At 66.5% G+C, this 19,161-nt stretch carries 15 protein-coding genes; 8 read left to right on the plus strand and 7 right to left on the minus strand.

Features of this window, described 5'->3' with window-relative positions; genetic code table 11:
* Positions 1 to 221: 221 nt before the first annotated feature.
* From AC07M7_RS17205 to AC07M7_RS17225, 5 genes are all read right to left on the minus strand, one after another.
* Entirely contained in the window at positions 222 to 416 is a 195-nt protein-coding gene (locus AC07M7_RS17205; protein WP_046983651.1) for a hypothetical protein, read from the minus strand.
* Positions 417 to 486: 70 nt separating this feature from the next.
* Complete coding sequence (locus tag AC07M7_RS17210) at positions 487 to 2,259, minus strand: ABC transporter transmembrane domain-containing protein (RefSeq protein ID WP_495207901.1); 1,773 nt, start codon at positions 2,257 to 2,259, stop codon at positions 487 to 489.
* Entirely contained in the window at positions 2,252 to 2,848 is a 597-nt protein-coding gene (locus AC07M7_RS17215; RefSeq protein WP_046983661.1) for an IMPACT family protein, read from the minus strand. Before AC07M7_RS17215 ends, AC07M7_RS17210 begins: the two co-directional genes overlap by 8 nt.
* A gap of 40 nt (positions 2,849 to 2,888) precedes the next feature.
* The gene (locus AC07M7_RS17220) at positions 2,889 to 3,869 is read right to left on the minus strand and encodes a hypothetical protein (RefSeq protein WP_495207902.1); all 981 of its coding nucleotides are present in this window, start codon (positions 3,867 to 3,869) and stop codon (positions 2,889 to 2,891) included.
* The gene (locus tag AC07M7_RS17225) at positions 3,866 to 4,384 is read right to left on the minus strand and encodes an RNA polymerase sigma factor (RefSeq protein ID WP_229298213.1); all 519 of its coding nucleotides are present in this window, start codon (positions 4,382 to 4,384) and stop codon (positions 3,866 to 3,868) included. Before AC07M7_RS17225 ends, AC07M7_RS17220 begins: the two co-directional genes overlap by 4 nt.
* Positions 4,385 to 4,631: 247 nt before the next feature.
* On the opposite strand from AC07M7_RS17225, the gene AC07M7_RS17230 reads away from it, so the two are divergent.
* Entirely contained in the window at positions 4,632 to 7,472 is a 2,841-nt protein-coding gene (locus AC07M7_RS17230) for a bifunctional diguanylate cyclase/phosphodiesterase (protein ID WP_253078872.1), read from the plus strand.
* 19 nt (positions 7,473 to 7,491) lie between these two features.
* On the opposite strand, the gene AC07M7_RS17235 is transcribed toward AC07M7_RS17230, so the two are convergent.
* Positions 7,492 to 8,085 carry an LOG family protein gene (locus AC07M7_RS17235; RefSeq protein WP_012510766.1) on the minus strand — a complete coding sequence of 198 codons (594 nt, stop codon included), beginning with the start codon at positions 8,083 to 8,085 and terminating at the stop codon, positions 7,492 to 7,494.
* Positions 8,086 to 8,275: 190 nt separating this feature from the next.
* Positions 8,276 to 9,772 carry an aminotransferase class III-fold pyridoxal phosphate-dependent enzyme gene (locus AC07M7_RS17240; protein WP_495207903.1) on the minus strand — a complete coding sequence of 499 codons (1,497 nt, stop codon included), beginning with the start codon at positions 9,770 to 9,772 and terminating at the stop codon, positions 8,276 to 8,278.
* A gap of 210 nt (positions 9,773 to 9,982) precedes the next feature.
* Here AC07M7_RS17240 and queA point away from each other — a divergent pair, with 210 nt between their 5' ends.
* The 7 genes from queA (at position 9,983) to fabV (ending at position 19,101) form a co-directional block, all read left to right on the plus strand.
* On the plus strand, positions 9,983 to 11,050 hold the full coding sequence (queA, locus tag AC07M7_RS17245; RefSeq protein ID WP_337301943.1) for a tRNA preQ1(34) S-adenosylmethionine ribosyltransferase-isomerase QueA: 1,068 nt from the start codon (positions 9,983 to 9,985) through the stop codon (positions 11,048 to 11,050).
* 404 nt (positions 11,051 to 11,454) lie between these two features.
* Positions 11,455 to 12,552 (plus strand): alpha/beta hydrolase, encoded by a 1,098-nt coding sequence (locus AC07M7_RS17250; RefSeq protein WP_495207904.1) that lies wholly within the window; start codon positions 11,455 to 11,457, stop codon positions 12,550 to 12,552.
* 80 nt (positions 12,553 to 12,632) lie between these two features.
* Positions 12,633 to 13,763, plus strand: a complete 1,131-nt coding sequence (gene tgt, locus AC07M7_RS17255) for a tRNA guanosine(34) transglycosylase Tgt (protein ID WP_012510768.1) — start codon at positions 12,633 to 12,635, stop codon at positions 13,761 to 13,763.
* Positions 13,764 to 13,897: 134 nt separating this feature from the next.
* Positions 13,898 to 14,242 carry a preprotein translocase subunit YajC gene (gene yajC / locus AC07M7_RS17260; RefSeq protein WP_012510769.1) on the plus strand — a complete coding sequence of 115 codons (345 nt, stop codon included), beginning with the start codon at positions 13,898 to 13,900 and terminating at the stop codon, positions 14,240 to 14,242.
* A 61-nt stretch (positions 14,243 to 14,303) separates the two neighbouring features.
* Entirely contained in the window at positions 14,304 to 16,160 is a 1,857-nt protein-coding gene (secD, locus tag AC07M7_RS17265) for a protein translocase subunit SecD (protein ID WP_046983659.1), read from the plus strand.
* Between the two features lie 15 nt (positions 16,161 to 16,175).
* Complete coding sequence (gene secF, locus AC07M7_RS17270) at positions 16,176 to 17,156, plus strand: protein translocase subunit SecF (protein WP_136639954.1); 981 nt, start codon at positions 16,176 to 16,178, stop codon at positions 17,154 to 17,156.
* Between the two features lie 685 nt (positions 17,157 to 17,841).
* Complete coding sequence (gene fabV, locus AC07M7_RS17275) at positions 17,842 to 19,101, plus strand: enoyl-ACP reductase FabV (protein ID WP_295380941.1); 1,260 nt, start codon at positions 17,842 to 17,844, stop codon at positions 19,099 to 19,101.
* Positions 19,102 to 19,161: the final 60 nt, after the last annotated feature.

Consider the following 19,161-nt stretch of genomic DNA (forward strand, 5'->3'; position numbering starts at 1 on the left):
GTGGATAACCGCCTGCAGCCCTTGCCAGGAAAGGCTGTCAAGATGGTTGGTCAAAAATTCACCACGCTTTCTATGGCGTCGGGCCATGCTCAACTACCCTTGGCAAGAAGCGTGTCGACCAAGGTCGACACCTACCAGGGCGGGGCGATACGAGCAAGGTCGACGCCTATCAGGGCGGGGCGATACGAGATCCGCTAGCGCCGGGCCATGCCCGGCGAACCTCAGATCGTCAGCCGCACTTCACCGCCACTGGTGGTGAACTCACGGCCATTGCGGACCAGCTGGCGTCCATCATCCAGCTCGTAGCGCGGCGTGGACTCGGAGTTGTGCCCGCTGCCATTGGCCTCGGGCTTGAACTCGATGATGATGTGGCTGTCGCCATTGCTGTCGACGGCGGGGAACTGTCGGAACGACATCGTGCACCTCCTTCAGCAGGTGTTGCTGACGCGTGGCCAGCTTGGCGCGCCGGGTGTTAGCCGGCTGTCATCAATCGATGAACTGCAGCCTTGCCAGTTCAGCATACAGACCGCCTTCGGCCAGCAACTGCGCGTGCGTACCCTCGGCCACGATGCGGCCCTGGTCCATCACCACGATGCGGTCTGCCTTGAGCACGGTGGCCAGGCGGTGGGCGATGACCAGCGTGGTACGGCCGGCCATCAATCGCTCCAGCGCCTGCTGCACGCCATGCTCGCTCTGCGCATCCAGCGCGCTGGTCGCTTCATCCAGCAGCAGGATCGGTGCGTCCTTCAGCAGCGCACGGGCGATCGCCACACGCTGCTGCTGGCCGCCGGACAGGCGCGCGCCACGCTCACCCAGTTCGCTGTCATAGCCCTGCGGCAACGCACGCAGGAAGCCATCGGCCTCGGCTGCGCGCGCAGCATCTTCGACCTCGGCGTCGCTGGCCTGCAGGCGGCCGTAGCGGATGTTGTCGCGTGCGCTGGCCGCGAACAGGGTGGGCTGCTGCGGCACCAGCGCAAGCTGGTCGCGCAGTTCGGCCGGATCGACCTCGCGTACATCGATGCCGTCCACGCAGATGTGGCCAGCAGCCGGATCGTGGAAGCGCAGCAGCATCGACAGCACCGTACTCTTGCCGGCGCCGGATGGCCCCACCAGCGCCACGGTCTCGCCCGGGCGCACATGCAGGTTGAAGTGATCCAGCGCAGCCTGCTCAGGGCGCTGAGGGTAGTGGAACACCACGTCGTTGAACTGGATCTCGCCGCGCAATGGCTGTGGCAATGCGTGCGGCTGTGCCGGTGCGCGGATCTCGATGTCTTCCTGCAGCAGTTCGCCGATGCGGCCCATGCCGCCGGCCGCGCGCTGCAGCTCGTTCCATACTTCGGCCAGCGCGCCCACCGAGCCACCACCGATCAGTGCATACAGCACGAACTGGCCCAGCGTACCGGCGCTGAGGCGGCCGTCGATGACGTCGTGCGCGCCCAGCCACAACACGCCGACGATGGCGCCGAACACCAGCAGAATGGCGCTGGCGGTGACCAGCGACTGTGCGCCGATGCGGCGGCGCGCGGCACCGATGGCATCAACGAGTGCCTTGTCGAAGCGTCCGCGTTCGTACGGTTCGCGTGCATGTGCCTGCACCGTGCGCACCGCTCCCAGAGTTTCGCTGGCCAGGCTGTTGGCATCGGCGATGCGGTCCTGGCTGTTGCGTGCGACCGTGCGCAGCTTGCGCGCGCCGATGATGATCGGCAGCACCGCCAACGGGATACCCAGCAGCGACCACGCGGCCAACCGCGGGCTGGTGACGAACAGCATCGCCAGGCTGCCGATCACGGTGACCGTGCTGCGCAGGGCCACCGACATGGTCGAGCCGACCACGCTGCGCAGCAGTTCGGTGTCTGCCGTCAGGCGCGATACCAGTTCACCGCTGCGGCTGCGGTCGTGGAAGCCCGCACCCAGATGGATCAGGTGGGCGTACAGCTGGCTGCGCAGGTCGGCTACCACCTTTTCGCCAAGCAGCGATACGAAATAGAAGCGCGCAGCCGTGCCCAGTGCCATGACTACCGCCACCAGCATCAGCAGGGCGAACGCGCGGTTGATCTGGCCGCCACTGGTGAAGCCATGGTCAATCATCTGCTTCACTGCCGGTGGCAGGCTCAGCGTTGCCGCCGATGACACCGCCAAGGCCATCAGCCAGGCCGTGAACAGGCCACTGTGGCGGCGCACGAACGGCCACAGCGTGCGCAGGCTGCCGAGGCGGCGCAGCGGCGGGGGCGAAGCGGGGGCGTCGTCCTTGTCAGTCATCCTGGTCGTCGTCTTGTATGCGGATACGGTCACGGGTGGCGTCGCGCAGGCGGATTTTCAATGCGTCGACCTGATCGGCAGGCAATTCGACCCGCAGGCACACGCCGTCGGCATCGAACTGTTCATCGCGCTTCTCTGCGGCGAAGACGGGCAGGGTGGCGTGCAGGGTGCCCAGATCCTCGAACCCGGCCAGCAGCCGCAGCCGGGACATGGCCACCAGCGGCAGCCTCGGCGCGGTACGCAGGCATTCGGCCGCGGCCCCGCCATAGGCACGCACCAGACCGCCGGCGCCCAGCTTGATGCCGCCGAACCAGCGCGTCACCACCACCATCACCCGGTCGAAGCCCTGGCCATCAATGGCGGCCAGGATCGGCCGGCCGGCAGTGCCAGCAGGCTCGCCATCATCGCTGGATCGATAGTCCTGGCCGTGCCGGTAGGCCCAGCAGTTGTGCGTGGCGTCAGTCACCGCAACCTGCTGCAGGAAGGCCATCGCCGCCACCGCACCGTCGATTGGCGCGGCGTGGGCGATGAAACGGCTGTGCTTGACTTCCAGCGTGTGGTTGACCGGCTGGGCGAGGGTATCGGGCATCCCCGCCATTCTACGGGGTTGCTGCAGTACCCGGTCCGGCTCAGTCGTCCAGCAGCGGACGCAGGTCGCGCGGCAGGCGCGATTCCGGATACTGCTGGATGTAGCGCTCCAGGCTGGCGCGGGCGAGGTCGCGCTGGCCATCGTCGCGACGTTCTCGAATCTTCTGCAGCCACTGCCGCCGTGGCAGCCGGGCGTCAGCGGCCACTTCGGCCTGCACCGTGTCCGCACTCAGGCCAGCATCGCTGCCGCGGCGCATGACCCCCGGTGCGGAACGGCTGGGGGCTTCGCGCTTCATCGAGGTGATCTCTACCCGGTCCAATGCCGGGGCCTGTTCGGCCTGCACGCTGTTGGGCTCTGGCGTGCCTGCCGAGCGTGCCTTCAGCGAACCACTGGCGACAGCCGGTGCCATCAGCGGCGCGGGTGCCGAGTAGGCAGTGGGAGCAGGGGGCGCCGGTGGCGCCGCAGCCGGTGGCGGCGGCAGTGCAGCGAAGGCGCTGTCGGCAGCGGGTTCTGCCGCCATCGATCGCGCGGCCGGTGCCGGTGCATCGGTGGCTTCTACTGGTGCTGGCTTGCGCTCGCGTGCAATGGCCGCTGCCGGGGCGGCAACAGCTTCCGGCGTTGCCGGGGCAACAGCCGGTTCTGCAGCGGCAGCCGTGTTGTCTGCGGCGCTGCTTTCAATCGTCTGCTCAGTGGCGGCGACATCGGCAGCTGCAGGCGCAGCCGCCATCTGGGCTTCGCCGGCCGGAACCGGCGGCGGTTCCGGGCGCAGCTGCCAGGCGATACCGATCGCGAACACCATCGAGGCCGCGATGCCGAACACCGCCGGCCAGCGCGGGCGGGTGCGCCGCACGCGGGGCGCGTCCGGTGAGGTGGTGGCATCGGCGGACGGCGCATCCACGGCGGCACGTGCCGCGGCCAGGATGGCGGCGTCCAGCGCGGCCGGCGGTGCCTGCTCGGCGCGACGGCCGAGCAGCTGGGCCAGCTCGCGTTCTTCCGGCGTCAGGGGGGCGTTTCGGTTCATGCGTTCAATCCCGCACGCAGCTTGTCCATCGCATAGCGCAGCCGCGATTTCACGGTTTCCCGGCCCACGCCGGTGATCTGGCCAATCTCCTCCAGGCTCAGTTCCTGATCCAGCCGCAACTGCAGCACTTCGCGCTGCTCGGGCGGCAGTTGCTCCATCGCCAGCTGGATGCGGCGACGCTGTTCGAATTCGGAAAGCTCGGCTTCCGGGGTCTGCCCGTCCTCGATCGCCGCCAGGCGCAGGTCGGCATCGGCCGGCGCGGCGGGGCGGTGGCGGGCAGCGCGCCAGTGGTCGTTCAAGCGGTTGTGGGCGATGCGGAACAGCCAGGTGCTGAACGCCGCTTCGGGCTGCCAGCCGGCGCGGGCGCTGATCACCCGCTGCCACACATCCTGGAAGATCTCCTCGGCCAGCGCGTTGTCCCGCAGTTGCCGCAGCAGGAAGCCGAACAGGCGCTTGCGGTGGCGTGCATACAGGCTTTCGAACGCGCGCAGGTCGCCACCGGCCCAGGCCAGCATCAAGGCTTCATCGGTTGGCAGTGCGCTGGCTTCCACGGCGTACAGGGTAAGGCCTGCAGACGGTGGCGCATAGCCGGTGGCGGCGGTGGGAAGGGCGAGGGTCATGGCTCGGAAGGGGCTACGGTCGGCAGGAAAAACGTACGGGCGCACGATTCGGGGTTTGCGGGCTTCCATTGCCCCCCGGGTGGCGCGCTATGCTCGGCGGCTCAGGGGAGGCGACGCACAGACGGCGCCAAGAGATTGTCATTTGTCCACGCATGCTGAACCGGCGGAAGAACCACTACACGAGGCCGTGCTGAGCACGGCGCTGGTGCGCGCGCTGCATGCGCTGCTGCCGGAAACGGCAGTGCTCCGGGTCGGCTGGGAAGACCCGCAGCTGGGGCGTGGCGAGGGCGGCTGGCCGCCCGTCAGCGGTGACCGGCCTGCAGTACCTGCTGGCATCGGCGATGGCCAGCATGGCTGGGACTACGACGGTGCGCGCCTGCTGCTGTCGGTGGAGGGCGCGATCCCCTCGCCGGCGTGGTGGGGGCTGGCCCGGCAGGCGATGGAGCTGGCCCTGCAGCGCGGCCGCCAGGCGGGACAGATCAAGGCGCTGGAGGAGGCCGAGCGGCTGCAGCAGGCGCTGTTCCAGATCGCCGACCTGGCCGGTGCCGACCTGGAGATGGGCGAGATGCTGCGCCACGTGCACGGTGTGCTGGGCACGCTGATGTACGCCGAGAACTGCTACATCGTCGAGTACGACGATGTGCGCGACCAGATCCGGTTCCTGTACTTCGCCGACCAGGTTGATGACTTCGTTGCCGACCCGGCGCAGAGCCATGACGCCAGCGAGATGCCGCGCAGTCTGACGGTGGCGCTGCTGCGCCATGGCAGGCCGCTCAGTGGCCCGTCACGCGAGCTGCTTGCGCGGGTGGTCGAGCAGGAGCACGATCCGCAGCGTGGCCCGGAAAGCCTGGACTGGCTGGGCGTACCGATGCTGCGCGATGGCCGCGTGTGCGGTGCCATCGTGGTGCAGAGCTACGAACACGCGGCCCGCTATGGTGAGTCCGAGCGTGCCCTGCTGGGTTTTGTCGCCCAGCATGTGCAGACCGCGATGGACCGACGCCAGGCCCAGGTGCGGCTGGAACAGCAGGTCGAGCGGCGCACCCAGCAGCTGCAGCGCGCCAACCACAGCCTGCAGGACGAGGTGGCCGAACGACGCCGTGCCGAGCAGCTGCAGACCGCGTTGTACAACATCGCCGAGATGGCGATGTCGGCCGACAGCCTGGCCCAGTTCTACGGGCGGGTACACGGCGTGGTGGGGCGCCTGCTCGACGCGCGCAATTTCTACATCGCGCTGGTCAACGCGGCGGGCAATGGCCTGGATTTCGTCTATTCGGTGGACGAGCACAATGCCAGCCGTGCGCCGCGACCGTTCAGCCGTGGCCTGACCGAATACGTGGTACGCAACCGGCGGCCGCTGCTGGCTTCGCGCGCGCAGATCGATGCGCTGCTGGCCAACGGCGAGGTGCGCGAATCCGGTGCGCGCTCGCATTGCTGGCTGGGCGTGCCGCTGCTGCGCGACGACGAAGTGGTCGGCGCGATCGTGGTGCAGAGTTACAGCCAGAACAGCACCTTCAGCGTGCACGACCAGCGCCTGCTGACCTTCGTCGCGCAGAACATCGGCACCGGCCTGGCCCGCCAGCGCGACCAGCAACGGCTGCGTTCGGCGCATGCCGAGTTGGAAAAACGGGTGGAAGAGCGCACCCGCGAGTTGGCCGAGGTCAACGAGAAACTGCTCGGCCAGATCGGCGAGCGGCTGCGCGCAGAACAACGGCTGACCCACCAGGCCATGCACGATGCGCTGACCGGCCTGCCCAACCGCCTGCATCTGCTCGACCGCCTGCAGGATGCGTTGGCGCTGGCCCGACGCGAGGGTGGACCGGTGTTCGCCGTGTTGTTCCTTGACCTGGACCGCTTCAAGCTGGTCAACGACAGCATCGGCCATGCCGCGGGCGATCGCATGCTGGTGGAAGTGGCCAAGCGCATCGTGTCGATGGCCAGCACCGACGATGTGGTGGCGCGGCTGGGCGGTGACGAATTCGCAGTGCTGCTGCAGTGTCCGCAGGGTCTGGCGCAGGCACTGGATTTTGGCCAGCGACTGCTACTGGCGCTGCAGGAATCGATGTGGATCGCCGGCCGCGAACTGTTCCCGTCTGGCAGCCTGGGCATCGCCCTGTGGAACCCGCGCTACCGTACCGGCGAAGAGCTGCTGCGCGATGCCGACGCCGCGATGTACCGGGCCAAGGCGCAGGGCCATGACCGCTGCGCGATCTTCGACGAGGACATGCGCGAGCAGGCCATGCGCAGCCTCGACCTGGAAGCCGATCTGCGCCGCGCGATCAACAACCACGATTTCGTGCCGTTCTACCAGCCGATCGTGCGCCTCTCCGATGGCGAGGTGGTCGGGCACGAGGCGCTGCTGCGCTGGCAGCACGAGCGCCGTGGCCTGCTGCTGCCGGGGGCGTTCCTGGAGCTGGGCGAGGAGAGTGGGCTGATCGAACAGGTCGACTGGCTGATCTACGAACAGGTCATCGCCGGCCTGGCCGAAGGCGGGCACACCTATGTGTCGGTGAACGTGTCACCGCGTCATTTCCGCTCTGCTGAGTTCAGCGGCCGGCTGTTCGGCCTGCTGGATGCGTACGGTGCCGATCCGCAGCGGCTGCGGCTGGAGATCACCGAGGTCGCACTGCTGGATGACGGCCCGCACACGCTGCGCATCCTGCAGGGCCTGCGCGAGCGCGGCATCCAGGTGCAGCTGGACGATTTCGGTACCGGCTTCTCGGCGCTGTCCTACCTGCACCGCTTCCCGATCAGCACGCTGAAGATCGACCAGAGCTTCATCGCCGGTCTGCATGGACCGGAAGTGCAGAGCACGCGCGCGCTGGTCGAGGGCGTGCTGTCGCTGGCGCGCACGTTGGGCATCGAGACCATCGGCGAGGGCATCGAAACCGAGGCGCAGCAGCAGACGCTGCGCGAACTCGGCTGCGACTATGGCCAGGGCTACCTGCTGGGGCGGCCGGCACCGTGGGGCTGCGCGGCGGTCTGAACCACCGCGCAGGGAAGCCTCAGCGCAGGGCGGCGCGACGCTTCTCGTCGATCCACTTCGAGGCCTGCGCCGGTTGGTAGTTCTTCATCCACGCCAGCATTTCTTCGATGTCCGAGCCGTACCACAGGTCCTGGCGCTGGTCGGGATGCAGGAAGCGCTCTTCCACCATGCGGTCGATCATGCCGATCAGCGGTGCGTAGAAGCCTTCCACGTCGAGGAACGCGCACGGCTTGTTGCCGATGCCCAGCTGGCGCCAGGTCAGCATCTCGAAGATCTCTTCCATGGTGCCGAAGCCGCCGGGCAGGGTGACGAAGCCATCGGCCAGGTCGAACATGCGCGACTTGCGCTCATGCATCGAGCCTACGATTTCCAGTTCGGTGAGGCCGCGATGTGCCACTTCCCAGTCGGCGAGCTGGCGCGGAATCACGCCGGTCACTTCGCCGCCGGCAGCGAGCACGGCATTGGCCACGGTTCCCATCAGGCCGACGTTGCCGCCGCCGTACACCAGGCGCATGCCATCGCGGGCGATGCGGTCGCCCAGGGCAAGGGCGCGTTCGGTATAGGCCGGCTTGCTGCCAGCGTTGGAACCACAGTACACACAGATCGATTTCATGGATCTTCCTGTCTCTTGGCCGGAAACGAAAACGCCCCATCGCCGACCGCAGAGCGGTCAGGGACGGGGTGTCTATGGATTATGGACCTTCGCGGTTGCCGTCTGTAGAGCCGAGCCGCGCTCGGCGGTTCTTCGTTCAGATCGCGGCAACGGTAGAGTCGAGCAAGCTCGACTCTACAAAGAACGGGGCTTACGCCGCGGCGGCCTGCTCGCGGCGCGGGCCTTCACGCAGGGCGCGGCCGACCAGGCCCACCAGCAGGTCCAGCTCCTCGCTGTCCATGCCGAAGTGCGGAGTGAAGCGCAGCGAGTTCTCGCCACCGTGGATCACGTTGATGCCGTGCTGGCGCAGCCATTCCTCGGTGGAATTGGCGCCGTAGCACTTGAACTGCGGGGCCAGCTCGCAGGAGAACAGCAGGCCGGTGCCCTGCACCTTGGTGATCAGGCCGCCCAGTTCGCCCTTGAGCTGCTCCAGCTTGCGCACCGCCTCGGCACCGCGCTCGGCGATGTTGGCGCGTACCTGCGGGGTCAGCTGGGCCAGGGTGGCGCAGGCCACGTCCAGCGCACGTGGGTTGCTGGTCATGGTGTTGCCGTAAATGCCCTTGCGGTACAGCTGCGCGGCATGCTCGGTCACGGCCAGCACCGACAGCGGGTACTGCGCGGCGTTGAGCGCCTTGGAATAGGTTTCCATGTCCGGCGGATCGAGGCCTTCAAAGCCCGGGTAGTCGACCACCGACAGCACGCCATGCGCGCGCAGGCCGGCCTGGATCGAGTCCAGCAGCAACAGGCTGCCATGGGCACGGGTCAGTTCGCGGGCCACCGCATAGAACGACGGCGGCACCGAACGGCCCGGGTCGCCTTCGCCCATCACCGGTTCCAGGAACACCGCCTCGATGAACCACTGGTTGCGTGCGGCATCCTCGAACACCTTGCGCAGGCCGGTCTCATCGTACGGCGCCACGGTAATCACCGAGTCTTCGCCACGGTAGCTGGCCAGGTGCTGCATGTAGCTCTTGCGGCTGGAATCGGAATACAGGGCAGGGCGGTCGGTACGGCCATGGAAGCTGCCCTTGACCACCACGCGCTTGATCGCGGCGCCGGCGTGGCGGGCACCCGGGTCGGTCTGCAGCTTGGCATTGACGTCGGCGATGCGAGCGGCCAGGCCGACCGCTTCAGAGCCGGAATTCAGGCACATGAAACGGGTGAACGGGCAGCCGCCACGACGGTGGCCGATCTCGGCGCGCAGCGCGGTGATGAAGCGCTGCTGGGACAGGCTGGGGGTCATGATGTTGGCCATCACCTGCGGGCGCGCCATAGCCTCCAGCACGGCATCCGGGGTGTGGCCGAAGCCGAGCATGCCGTAGCCGCCGGCGTCGTACAGCACCGCGCCCTTCAGGGTGACCACCCAGGGGCCGCGTGCGGCCAGTGCCACGTACGGAGTCACCGCATCATCGGCATAGAAATTGACGAAGCCGTCCTGCATCGCGTCGATCTGCGCCTGTTCGTCCTGCGCCAGCAGCGGCCCCAGGTCGGCCTGCACACGCGCGAATTCCTCGGCGGCGGCGTCCACCGCGGCGATCAGCTGCGGGTGGTTGGCGGACAGGGCCTTCAGGGTGGCATCGTCCAGGCCGGAGGTGAGGCGGGTGCCGGGCTGGTTGCGCAGGGGGGCGAGACGTTCGATGAAGCTCATTGCAGATCTCCTGAAACAATGGGTCGCACGGGTCTTCAAAAGCAAAACGCGCGTCATCACGCGCGCTTGGGGCAGGCTCGTGCAGCGGACTTCCAACTCGATGCTAGCACTTGTTTTTTTGCGCGATAACCCCGCAGAAACCTGCTGCATAGCAGCATTTTGCGCGACGTTCGCCGCGAAGCGCGCCGGCTCGCAGACGCTGGACGTACAATGCGCGCCATTGTCGACCTGTTGCCGCCCACTGCCTTGAAGAAGTCCGATTTCAACTACGACCTGCCGGCTGAACTGATCGCGCAGGCGCCCTTGGCCGAACGTTCCGCAAGCCGCCTGCTGCTGGTGCCGCAAGCCCCCGCCGCCTTCACCGATCTGCAGGTGCGTGACCTGCCGTCGCTGCTGCAGCCGGGCGATCTGCTGGTGTTCAACGACACCCGGGTGATCCCAGCGCGCCTGTTCGGGCAGAAGGCCAGCGGTGGCCGTGTGGAGATCCTGATCGAGCGCCTGCTCGGCGGCCAGCAGGCCCGCGCGCAGGTGGGAGCCAGCAAGTCGCCCAAGGCCGGCAGCCGCATCGCGCTGGATGCCGGTGGTGAAGCCGAGGTGCTGGGCCGCGACGGCGAGTTCTATGTGCTGCAGTTCCATGTGCCGGAATCGCTGGAGCAGTGGCTGCTGCATGCCGGTCGCCTGCCGCTGCCGCCGTATATCCAGCGCGAGCCGGGCATGGACGACCGTGAGCGCTACCAGACCGTGTTCGCGCGTGAAGTGGGCGCGGTGGCCGCGCCGACCGCCGGCCTGCATTTCGACGAACCGCTGCTGGCCGCGCTGAAGGACAAGGGCGTGGACTTCGGCCACGTCACGCTGCACGTGGGTGCGGGTACGTTCCAGCCGGTGCGTGCCGATGACCTGAAGGACCACGTGATGCACCGCGAGTGGCTGAACGTGGGTGCCGAGCTGGTGCAGCAGGTACGGCGCACGCGCGCCGCTGGCGGCCGGGTGATCGGCGTCGGTACCACCGTGGTGCGCGCGCTGGAAAGCGCGATGCGCGATGGCGAACTGCTGCCGTTTGCTGGTGAAACGCAGATCTTCATCACCCCGGGCTACCGCATCCGCAGCGTCGACGCGATGGTGACCAACTTCCATCTGCCGGAAAGCACGCTGCTGATGATGATTTCCGCGTTCGCCGGCAAGGAGCGCGTGTTCGAGGCCTACCAGCACGCGATCGCGCAGCGCTACCGCTTCTTCAGCTACGGCGACGCCATGCTGTTGTTCCCGCAGGCGGGTTGAGGCGCTGCCTCTGCCTGGTGGATGCACTGCCTTGATGGGTGAGCCAACCTGATGGGTGTCCCAGCCTGATGGGTGCGCACCGTTGGTGCGCAAGGCTTGTACCCGGAAAACCGAGTCCCCGCATGGGGTCGATCTGCTCCAACACTTGAACCAGTAGATCCACGCCATGCGTGGATGGCATCCCGACGATCTCTCCAGCAGAAGGTGCACTGCGAGGGATGGGTGACCACCCGCCAAGACCAGTGGCGGCGAAGTTGAAGCCTCGCCCCTCAAGGTTTGTTGCTACTTCCAGGGTTGAGCGGGCAGCCCGCCGACAGGCGGTCGTCCAAGGCCTGCGCCAGCAGGCTAGGATCGCAGCGCGCAGACCCCGGGGAGGGGCCGGTGCCCCACCAAGGAGAACGCTCATGCGCCGGATTGCCGGGCTGTGCCTGATCGTGTGTGGCCTTTCGTCCTGTTCCAGCGTGCCCGATGTCGCCTACTGGCCCGAGCATGAGGCCCGTCCCCTCGCGTTGCCTGCGCGCAGCGAGCGAATGGTGATCGAGATCAATGATGCCGGGAATTTCCATTGGCCGGGTCAGTTCGACCGCCTGCAGCGCTGGTTGGCGACGGAACCTGTTGATCTCCCAGTGGTGGTTTTCATCAACGGCTGGCACCACAACGCATCGCCCAATGACAGCAACTTCACTGATTTTGACGAGTTCCTTGGCAAGGTCGAGGCCAAGGCGGGGATCCCGGTGAGGGGGCTCTATGTGGGGTGGCGTGGTGACTCCTTCGATACTCCGCTGGCCTGGGAGCCGAGCGACTTTCTGACGGTATGGGATCGCAAGAACGCCTCGGTGACGGTAGGGGAGAAGGGGCTGGCGCAGGTGGTGGCCCTGTTGCGCGAGCAGCATTCCGAGAGGGCGGTCTACATGATCGGCCACAGTTTCGGCGGCTCGGCCTTGTTCCATGCCATCAAGGATGGCCTGGTGCAGGAGCAGTTGGACGGCTTCGAGTACTTCATGCTCAATCCGGCAGTGGCTGAGCGTGAGTTCGACGAGGTCGAGCAGGCGCTGGTCTCCGCGTGGGCCGCGTCACCGGCGTTTGCCGGAACGGTATCGATCACGGCTGCGGATGCTTTGCGCCAGCATCGAAAGGTGACGGTGCTGCAGGGGCAGGGCGACAAGGCCGTCGGTGTGGGCTACCGGATTGCGTTCAGGGGCACGCCCATTGGATTTGACCGTCAGCGCCAGACTCATCGAGCCTGGGTCTGCGCCACGGCCGACGCCTGTCCCCCACCACAGCTGGACGCCTGTACCGCAACACTTGCCGATGGCCGTTTCGTTCTGCGCGCCCGGACCATGCTGGGCCAGGGCTGTGCGTCGATGCAGCAACGTCCGGTCTGGGTGATCGCAGGCGCAGACAGTGTCTCGGCCGACCACAACGACATCCTGAACTCCATCCAGGCGGATGCGCTGGCCGATCTGGTGGCGCAGCGCTGGCGCCTGCGGGCAGGGCGCTGAACGGCGTAGACAGGTCGTGGGGTTCGTCGGCGCCGGGTTTTGGGGGACAATGGGCAACTATTTGCCCGAATGACCGCTCCATGTCCCGATTGCAGTTCCAGCTCCAGACCCGCGACGGCCGTGCCCGCCGTGGCCGCCTGACCTTCCCGCGTGGCACGGTGGAAACGCCGGCCTTCATGCCGGTGGGTACCTATGGCTCGGTCAAGGGCATCCTGCCGGACCAGGTGCGTGCGTTGGGTGCCGAGATCATCCTCGGCAATACCTTCCACCTGTACCTGCGGCCGGGCCTGGACATCATCGCCGACCACGGCGGCCTGCATGGCTTCTGCCGCTGGGATGGCCCGATCCTGACCGACTCCGGCGGCTTCCAGGTGTTCTCGCTGGCCCACCGCCGCAAGATCACCGAGCAGGGCGTGACCTTCGCCTCGCCAACCGACGGTGCCCGGGTGTTCCTGGGCCCGGAAGAGAGCATGAAGATCCAGAAGGTGCTCGATTCGGATGTGGTGATGATCTTCGACGAGTGCACCCCGTACCCGGCCACCGAGGATGTGGCGCGCCGTTCGATGGAGCTGAGCCTGCGCTGGGCCCAGCGCAGCCGCAACGCGCATGACGAGCTCGGCAACGACGCGGCCCTGTTCGGCATCGTCCAGGGCGGCGTGCACACCGACCTGCGCAGCCGCTCGGCCGATGCCCTGCAGGCGATCGGTTTCGACGGCTATGCCATCGGCGGCCTGGCCGTGGGCGAGCCCGAAGACGAGCGCAACGCCATGCTCGACCACCTGGACCCGGAACTGCCTGCTGACCGCCCGCGCTACCTGATGGGCGTGGGCCGGCCGGAGGACCTGGTCGAGGGTGTCGCACGTGGCGTGGACATGTTCGACTGCGTAATGCCGACCCGCAATGCGCGCAACGGCCACTATTTCACCTCGTTCGGCACCGTTCGCATCCGTAATTCCCAGTACGCGCGCGACATGGACCCGATCGAGCCGGGCTGCGGCTGCGTGGCCTGCACCGGCGGCTACACCCGGTCCTACCTGCGCCACCTGGACCGCTGCAACGAGATGCTGGCGCCGATGCTGGGCACCCTGCATAACCTGTTCTATTACGAAAAGCTCATGGCCGACATCCGCGCGGCGATCGAGGCGGGAACCTTCCTGGCCTTCCGTGAGTCTTTCTACGCGGCACGCGGGGCGGTCGCGCCGCCCCTGTAACCCGAACACCCCCTGCCAAACGGCCCAAGGACGAATGCCCGGGGCCGTGGCATACTTCAAGGCTGACCCAGATCCGCGGTCGACACCTCGTGCCCGTGAAAGGGCCGAAGCGCCGCCCAACCAAAGGACCAACGATGAACCTGCTTGCCTTCCTGATTCCCGCCGCCCACGCCCAGGCCGCCGGCGGCCAACCGCAGGGCATGGGCCTGACCACGCTGCTGTTCCCGGTCATCCTGATCGCCATCATGTACTTCCTGATGATCCGCCCGCAGATGAAGCGGCAGAAGGAGCACAAGTCCATGCTGGAGAAGATCAAGCGTGGCGACGAAGTGCTGACCAACGGCGGCATCGCCGGCAAGGTCACCGACATCGGCGACAACTTCGTCACCATCGAAGTGGCCGAGAACGTGCGCATCCGCGTGCAGAAGGGCGCTGTTGGCAGCGTGCTGCCGACCGGCACCCTGGATTCGGCCAAGTAAGCCACTCCCTTTCCGAAGCACAACCGCGGCGCCGGGGATGGCGCCGCGCGGGACCCAAGCAATGCTCGAATTTCCACGCTGGAAGTACGTCGTCATCCTGATCGTACTGGCGCTCAGCGCGCTGTACGCGCTGCCCAACATCTACCAGAAGGACCCGGCCATCCAGATCACCGCCAACCGTGGCGGGCAGATCGACGATGCGCTGCGTGACCGTGTGCTGGCCGACCTGAAGAAGGCCGGCGTGGACGCCGTTGGTGCCGAGAAGGAAGGGGAGAGCCTGATCGTCCGCCTGCCGGACCTGAAGGCGCAGTCCGCTGCCAGCGACGCCCTGCGTGACACCGTCGGTGAGAACTACACCGTGGCCCTGAACCTGGCCTCGACCGTGCCGGACTGGCTGGCCAACCTCGGTGGTCGCCCGATGGTGCTGGGCCTGGACCTTCAGGGTGGCGTGCACTTCGTGCTGCAGGTCGACCAGAAGGCCGCCCTGGACAAGCGCCTGGATGCCTACACCGAAGACGTGCGCAGCACCCTGCGTGATGCGCGCATCCCGTACCAGTCGGTGGAACGCCGCGCTGACAACAGCATCGTGGCCAACCTGAGCCCGTCCGCCGGTGACGATGCCGCGCAGCGCGCCCGTGCCGCCCTGGTCAAGGCGCAGCCGACCCTCGGCTACGACATCAGTGGCAACCGCATTACGGTGACCGTGCCGGAAACCGAGATCACCCAGATCGCCAACGGCGCCATCGAGCAGAACATCAACACCCTGCGCAACCGTGTGAACCAGCTCGGCGTGGCCGAGCCGATCATCCAGCGCCAGGGTGCCGACCGCGTGGTCGTTCAGCTGCCGGGCGTGCAGGACACCGCCGAAGCCAAGCGCATGATCGGCGCCACCGCCACCCTGGAATACCGTGCGGTGGTCGAGGGCAACGCGCAGGACGCCATCACCGCCGGCCGCATCCCGCCGGAGGCGAAGGTCTACCAGCAGCGTGATGGCCGCGGCCCGATCCTGCTGAACAAGCGCGTGATCGTCACCGGTGACCAGATGGTCGGCGCGCAGGCGGTGACTGATTCGAACAGTGGCTCCCCGGCAGTCAGCGTGACGCTGAACAACGTCGGCGGCCAGCGCATGTTCGACTTCACCAGTGCCAACGTGAACAAGCCGATGGCGGTGGTCTATACCGAGCGCGTGCCGACCGTGACCGTCGTTGACGGCCAGGAAGTGCGTGGCTTCAAGGTCAACGAGGAAGTGATCTCGGTGGCCAACATCAACGGCGTGTTCGGCAAGAACTTCCAGACCACCGGCCTGCAGAAGAAGGAAGCCGAGGACCTGGCCAAGCTGCTGAAGTCCGGCTCGCTGGCCGCGCCGATGGACTTCGTCGAAGAGCGCGTGGTCGGCCCGAGCCTGGGCGCCGAGAACGTCAAGAACGGTATGCGCGCGGTCGTGTTCGCATTCCTGTTCACCCTGGTGTTCTTCAGCGTCTACTACCGCATGTTCGGCGTGATCACCTCGATCGCGATGCTGTTCAACCTGCTGATCGTGGTCGCGGTGATGTCGCTCTTCGGTGCGACCATGACCCTGCCGGGCTTCGCCGGCCTGGCGTTGTCGGTCGGCCTGTCGGTCGACGCCAACGTGCTGATCAACGAACGTATCCGTGAAGAACTGCGTGCCGGCGTGCCGGGCAAGACCGCGATCGTGACCGGTTACGAACGTGCTTCGGGCACCATCCTCGACGCCAACCTGACCGGCCTGATCGTCGGTGTGGCGCTGTTCGCATTCGGTACCGGTCCGCTGAAGGGCTTCGCGCTGACCATGATCATCGGTATTTTCGCCTCCATGTTCACCGCGATCACCGTGTCGCGTGCACTGGCGACGCTGATCTACGGCCGCCGCAAGAAGCTCCAGAACGTGGCCATCTGACGGGACGACACGCACATGAAACTGTTTCCGCTGCACATCCTCCCGAACGACACCAAGATCGACTTCATGCGCTGGCGCCATGTCGCGATGGTCGTCACGATCATCGTGTTCCTGGCCTCGATCGCCATCATCGGCTTCAAGGGCTTCAACTACGCCCTGGACTTCACCGGCGGCACCCTGATCGAAGCCCGCTTCGACAAGGCGGTGGACGTCGAGCAGGTCCGTACCAAGCTCGAAGAGAGCGGCTTCGACGGCGCCCAGGTACAGAGTGTTGGTGGCAACACCGATCTGCTGATCCGCCTGGCCCCGCACGGTGAGCACGCCCCGGGCACCGGCGATGCCGCGCACGAGGACAAGGCCACCGCCGCGGCCGTGGTGAAGGCGCTGTCCACCGCCGACAACCAGGCTACGGTGCTGCGCAATGAGTTCGTGGGTCCGCAGATCGGCAAGGACCTGGCGATGAATGGCCTGTACGCCACCATCTTCATGCTGGCCGGCTTCCTGATCTACATCGCGGTGCGCTTCGAATGGAAGTTCGCGGTCACCGCCAGCATCGTGGCGATGTTCGACCTGATCGTGACGGTGGCTTATGTGTCCCTGCTGGGCCGTGAGTTCGACCTGACCGTGCTGGCCGGCCTGCTGTCGGTGATGGGCTTTGCGATCAACGACATCATCGTGGTCTTCGACCGCGTCCGCGAGAACTTCCGCAGCCTGCGCGTGGACTCGATGGAAGTGCTGAACCGTTCGATCAACCAGACGCTGTCGCGTACGGTGATCACGGCTGTGATGTTCTTCCTGTCAGCGCTTGCCCTGTACATGTACGGCGGCAGCTCGATGGAAGGCCTGGCCGAGACGCACATGATCGGTGCGGTGATCGTGGTGCTGTCCTCGATCCTGGTGGCGGTGCCGATGCTGACGATCGGTTTCCTGCGCGTCAGCAAGCAGGACCTGCTGCCGAAGGCGAAGGACGTCGAGGCCCTGGCCCGTCGCCCGTAAGTACCCGTTGCACGCAGCACACAGAGAACCCCGCGCAAGCGGGGTTTTTTGTTGGCAGGGCGGCGCCCTGCACCTGCCGAAGCAACAGCAACAGCCAAATCCAAAGCGAAGCGGCATTCCGTGGGATGGCGGGGCACTGTGAGTTTGCGGGGACGCCGTAAACCCATCCATGGGGGCTTGGTCGCCGCATCCATGCGGCTCACACCCCGCAAACCCACAGTGCCCCGCCTTCGACAGGTTCACGCGGCTGTTGGTGGGTGCCGACCGTTGGTCGGCACATCTGTCAGATATCGATACAAACAAATGGGGGCAGATCCGTTTTCCTTCGGAAAACGGATCTGCCCCCAAGAGCTGTTCCGACAGATCGCGGAAGACTGTCGAAGGCGGGGTGGGTCCGGTGGAGGGGGTGTGAGCGGCATGGATGCCGCGACCAAGCCCCCATGGACGGGTTCACGGCGTCCCCCTCCACCGGACCCACCCCGCCATCTCACAGGAACCCAGCTTTTGACGTTGCTCCGGTCTCTGCAGGTGCAGGGTGCAACCCTGCAAAACACCACCACCCTACGCCAGCGTCGGTTGTGCAATCTTCCCCCGCGCACTACGATCCTGCGGTTCGCGCGCGCAGGCGCGCGCCCGTATTCCTGCTGAGCGCCCCGCGCGCCGCATCTGCCAACCCGAGGTATCCATGGTCATCAAACCGCGCGTCCGCGGCTTCATCTGCGTCACCACCCACCCGACCGGCTGCGAGGCCGCCGTCAAGCAGCAGATCGACTACATCCGTGCGCGCCCGCCGATCCAGAACGGCCCCAAGCGCGTGCTGGTGATCGGTGCCTCTACCGGCTACGGCTTGGCTGCGCGCATCACCGCGGCGTTCGGCAGCGGCGCGGCGACCTTGGGCATCTTCTTCGAGCGCCCTGGCACCGAGAGCAAGCCGGGCACTGCGGGCTGGTACAACTCCGCCGCGTTCCACAAGTACGCCGACGAAGCCGGCCTGTACGCCAAGAGCATCAACGGCGATGCCTTCTCCGATGAAGTGAAGGCCAGGACCATCGAGATGATCAAGGCCGATCTCGGCCAGGTGGATCAGGTGGTCTACAGCCTGGCCGCGCCGCGTCGCAAGCACCCGAAGACCGGTGAAATCATCAGCTCGACGCTGAAGCCGATCGGAGAGCCGATCACCCTGCGCGGGCTGGACACCGACAAGGAAGTGCTGACCGAGACCCACCTTCAGCCGGCCACGGCCGAGGAAATCGCCGGCACGGTCGCGGTGATGGGCGGTGAGGACTGGCAGATGTGGATCGACGCGCTGGCCGATGCCGGCGTGCTGGCCAACGGCTGCACCACCACTGCCTTCACCTACGTGGGCGAAGAAATCACCCAGGCCATTTACTGGAACGGTTCGATCGGCGCGGCCAAGAAAGACCTGGACACCAAGGTGCTGAGCCTGCGCGAGAAGTTGGCCAAGATCGGTGGCGACGCCCGGGTGTCGGTGCTGAAGGCGGTGGTCACCCAGGCCAGCTCGGCCATTCCGACCATGCCGCTGTACCTGTCGCTGCTGTTCAAGGTGATGAAGGAAAAGGGCACCCACGAAGGCTGCATCGAACAGCTCGATGTGCTCTACGACATCCTCTACGGTGCCAGCGCCGATGGTGTGGCGGTCGATCGCCTGCGCCACGACCTGGTTGATGGAGACGGCAACAAGGTCGCGCTCATCGACGAAGAAGGCCGCCTGCGGGCGGACTACAAGGAAATGGCGGCGGACGTGCAGGGCAAGGTCGTTGCGCTGTGGCCGCAGGTGACCAATGAGAACCTGTACGAGATCAGCGACCTGGCCGGCTACAAGGCCGACTTCCTGCGCCTGTTCGGTTTTGGCGTGGAGGGCGTCGACTACGAGGCCGACGTCAATCCGGACGTGAAGATCGACAACCTGGTCGATCTGACCTGATCAAGCAAAAGGCCGGCGAAAGCCGGCCTTCTCTTTTGGTAGTGCCGGGGGGGGGGGGGG

Source organism: Stenotrophomonas sp. GW821-FHT09E08, from assembly GCF_059416125.1.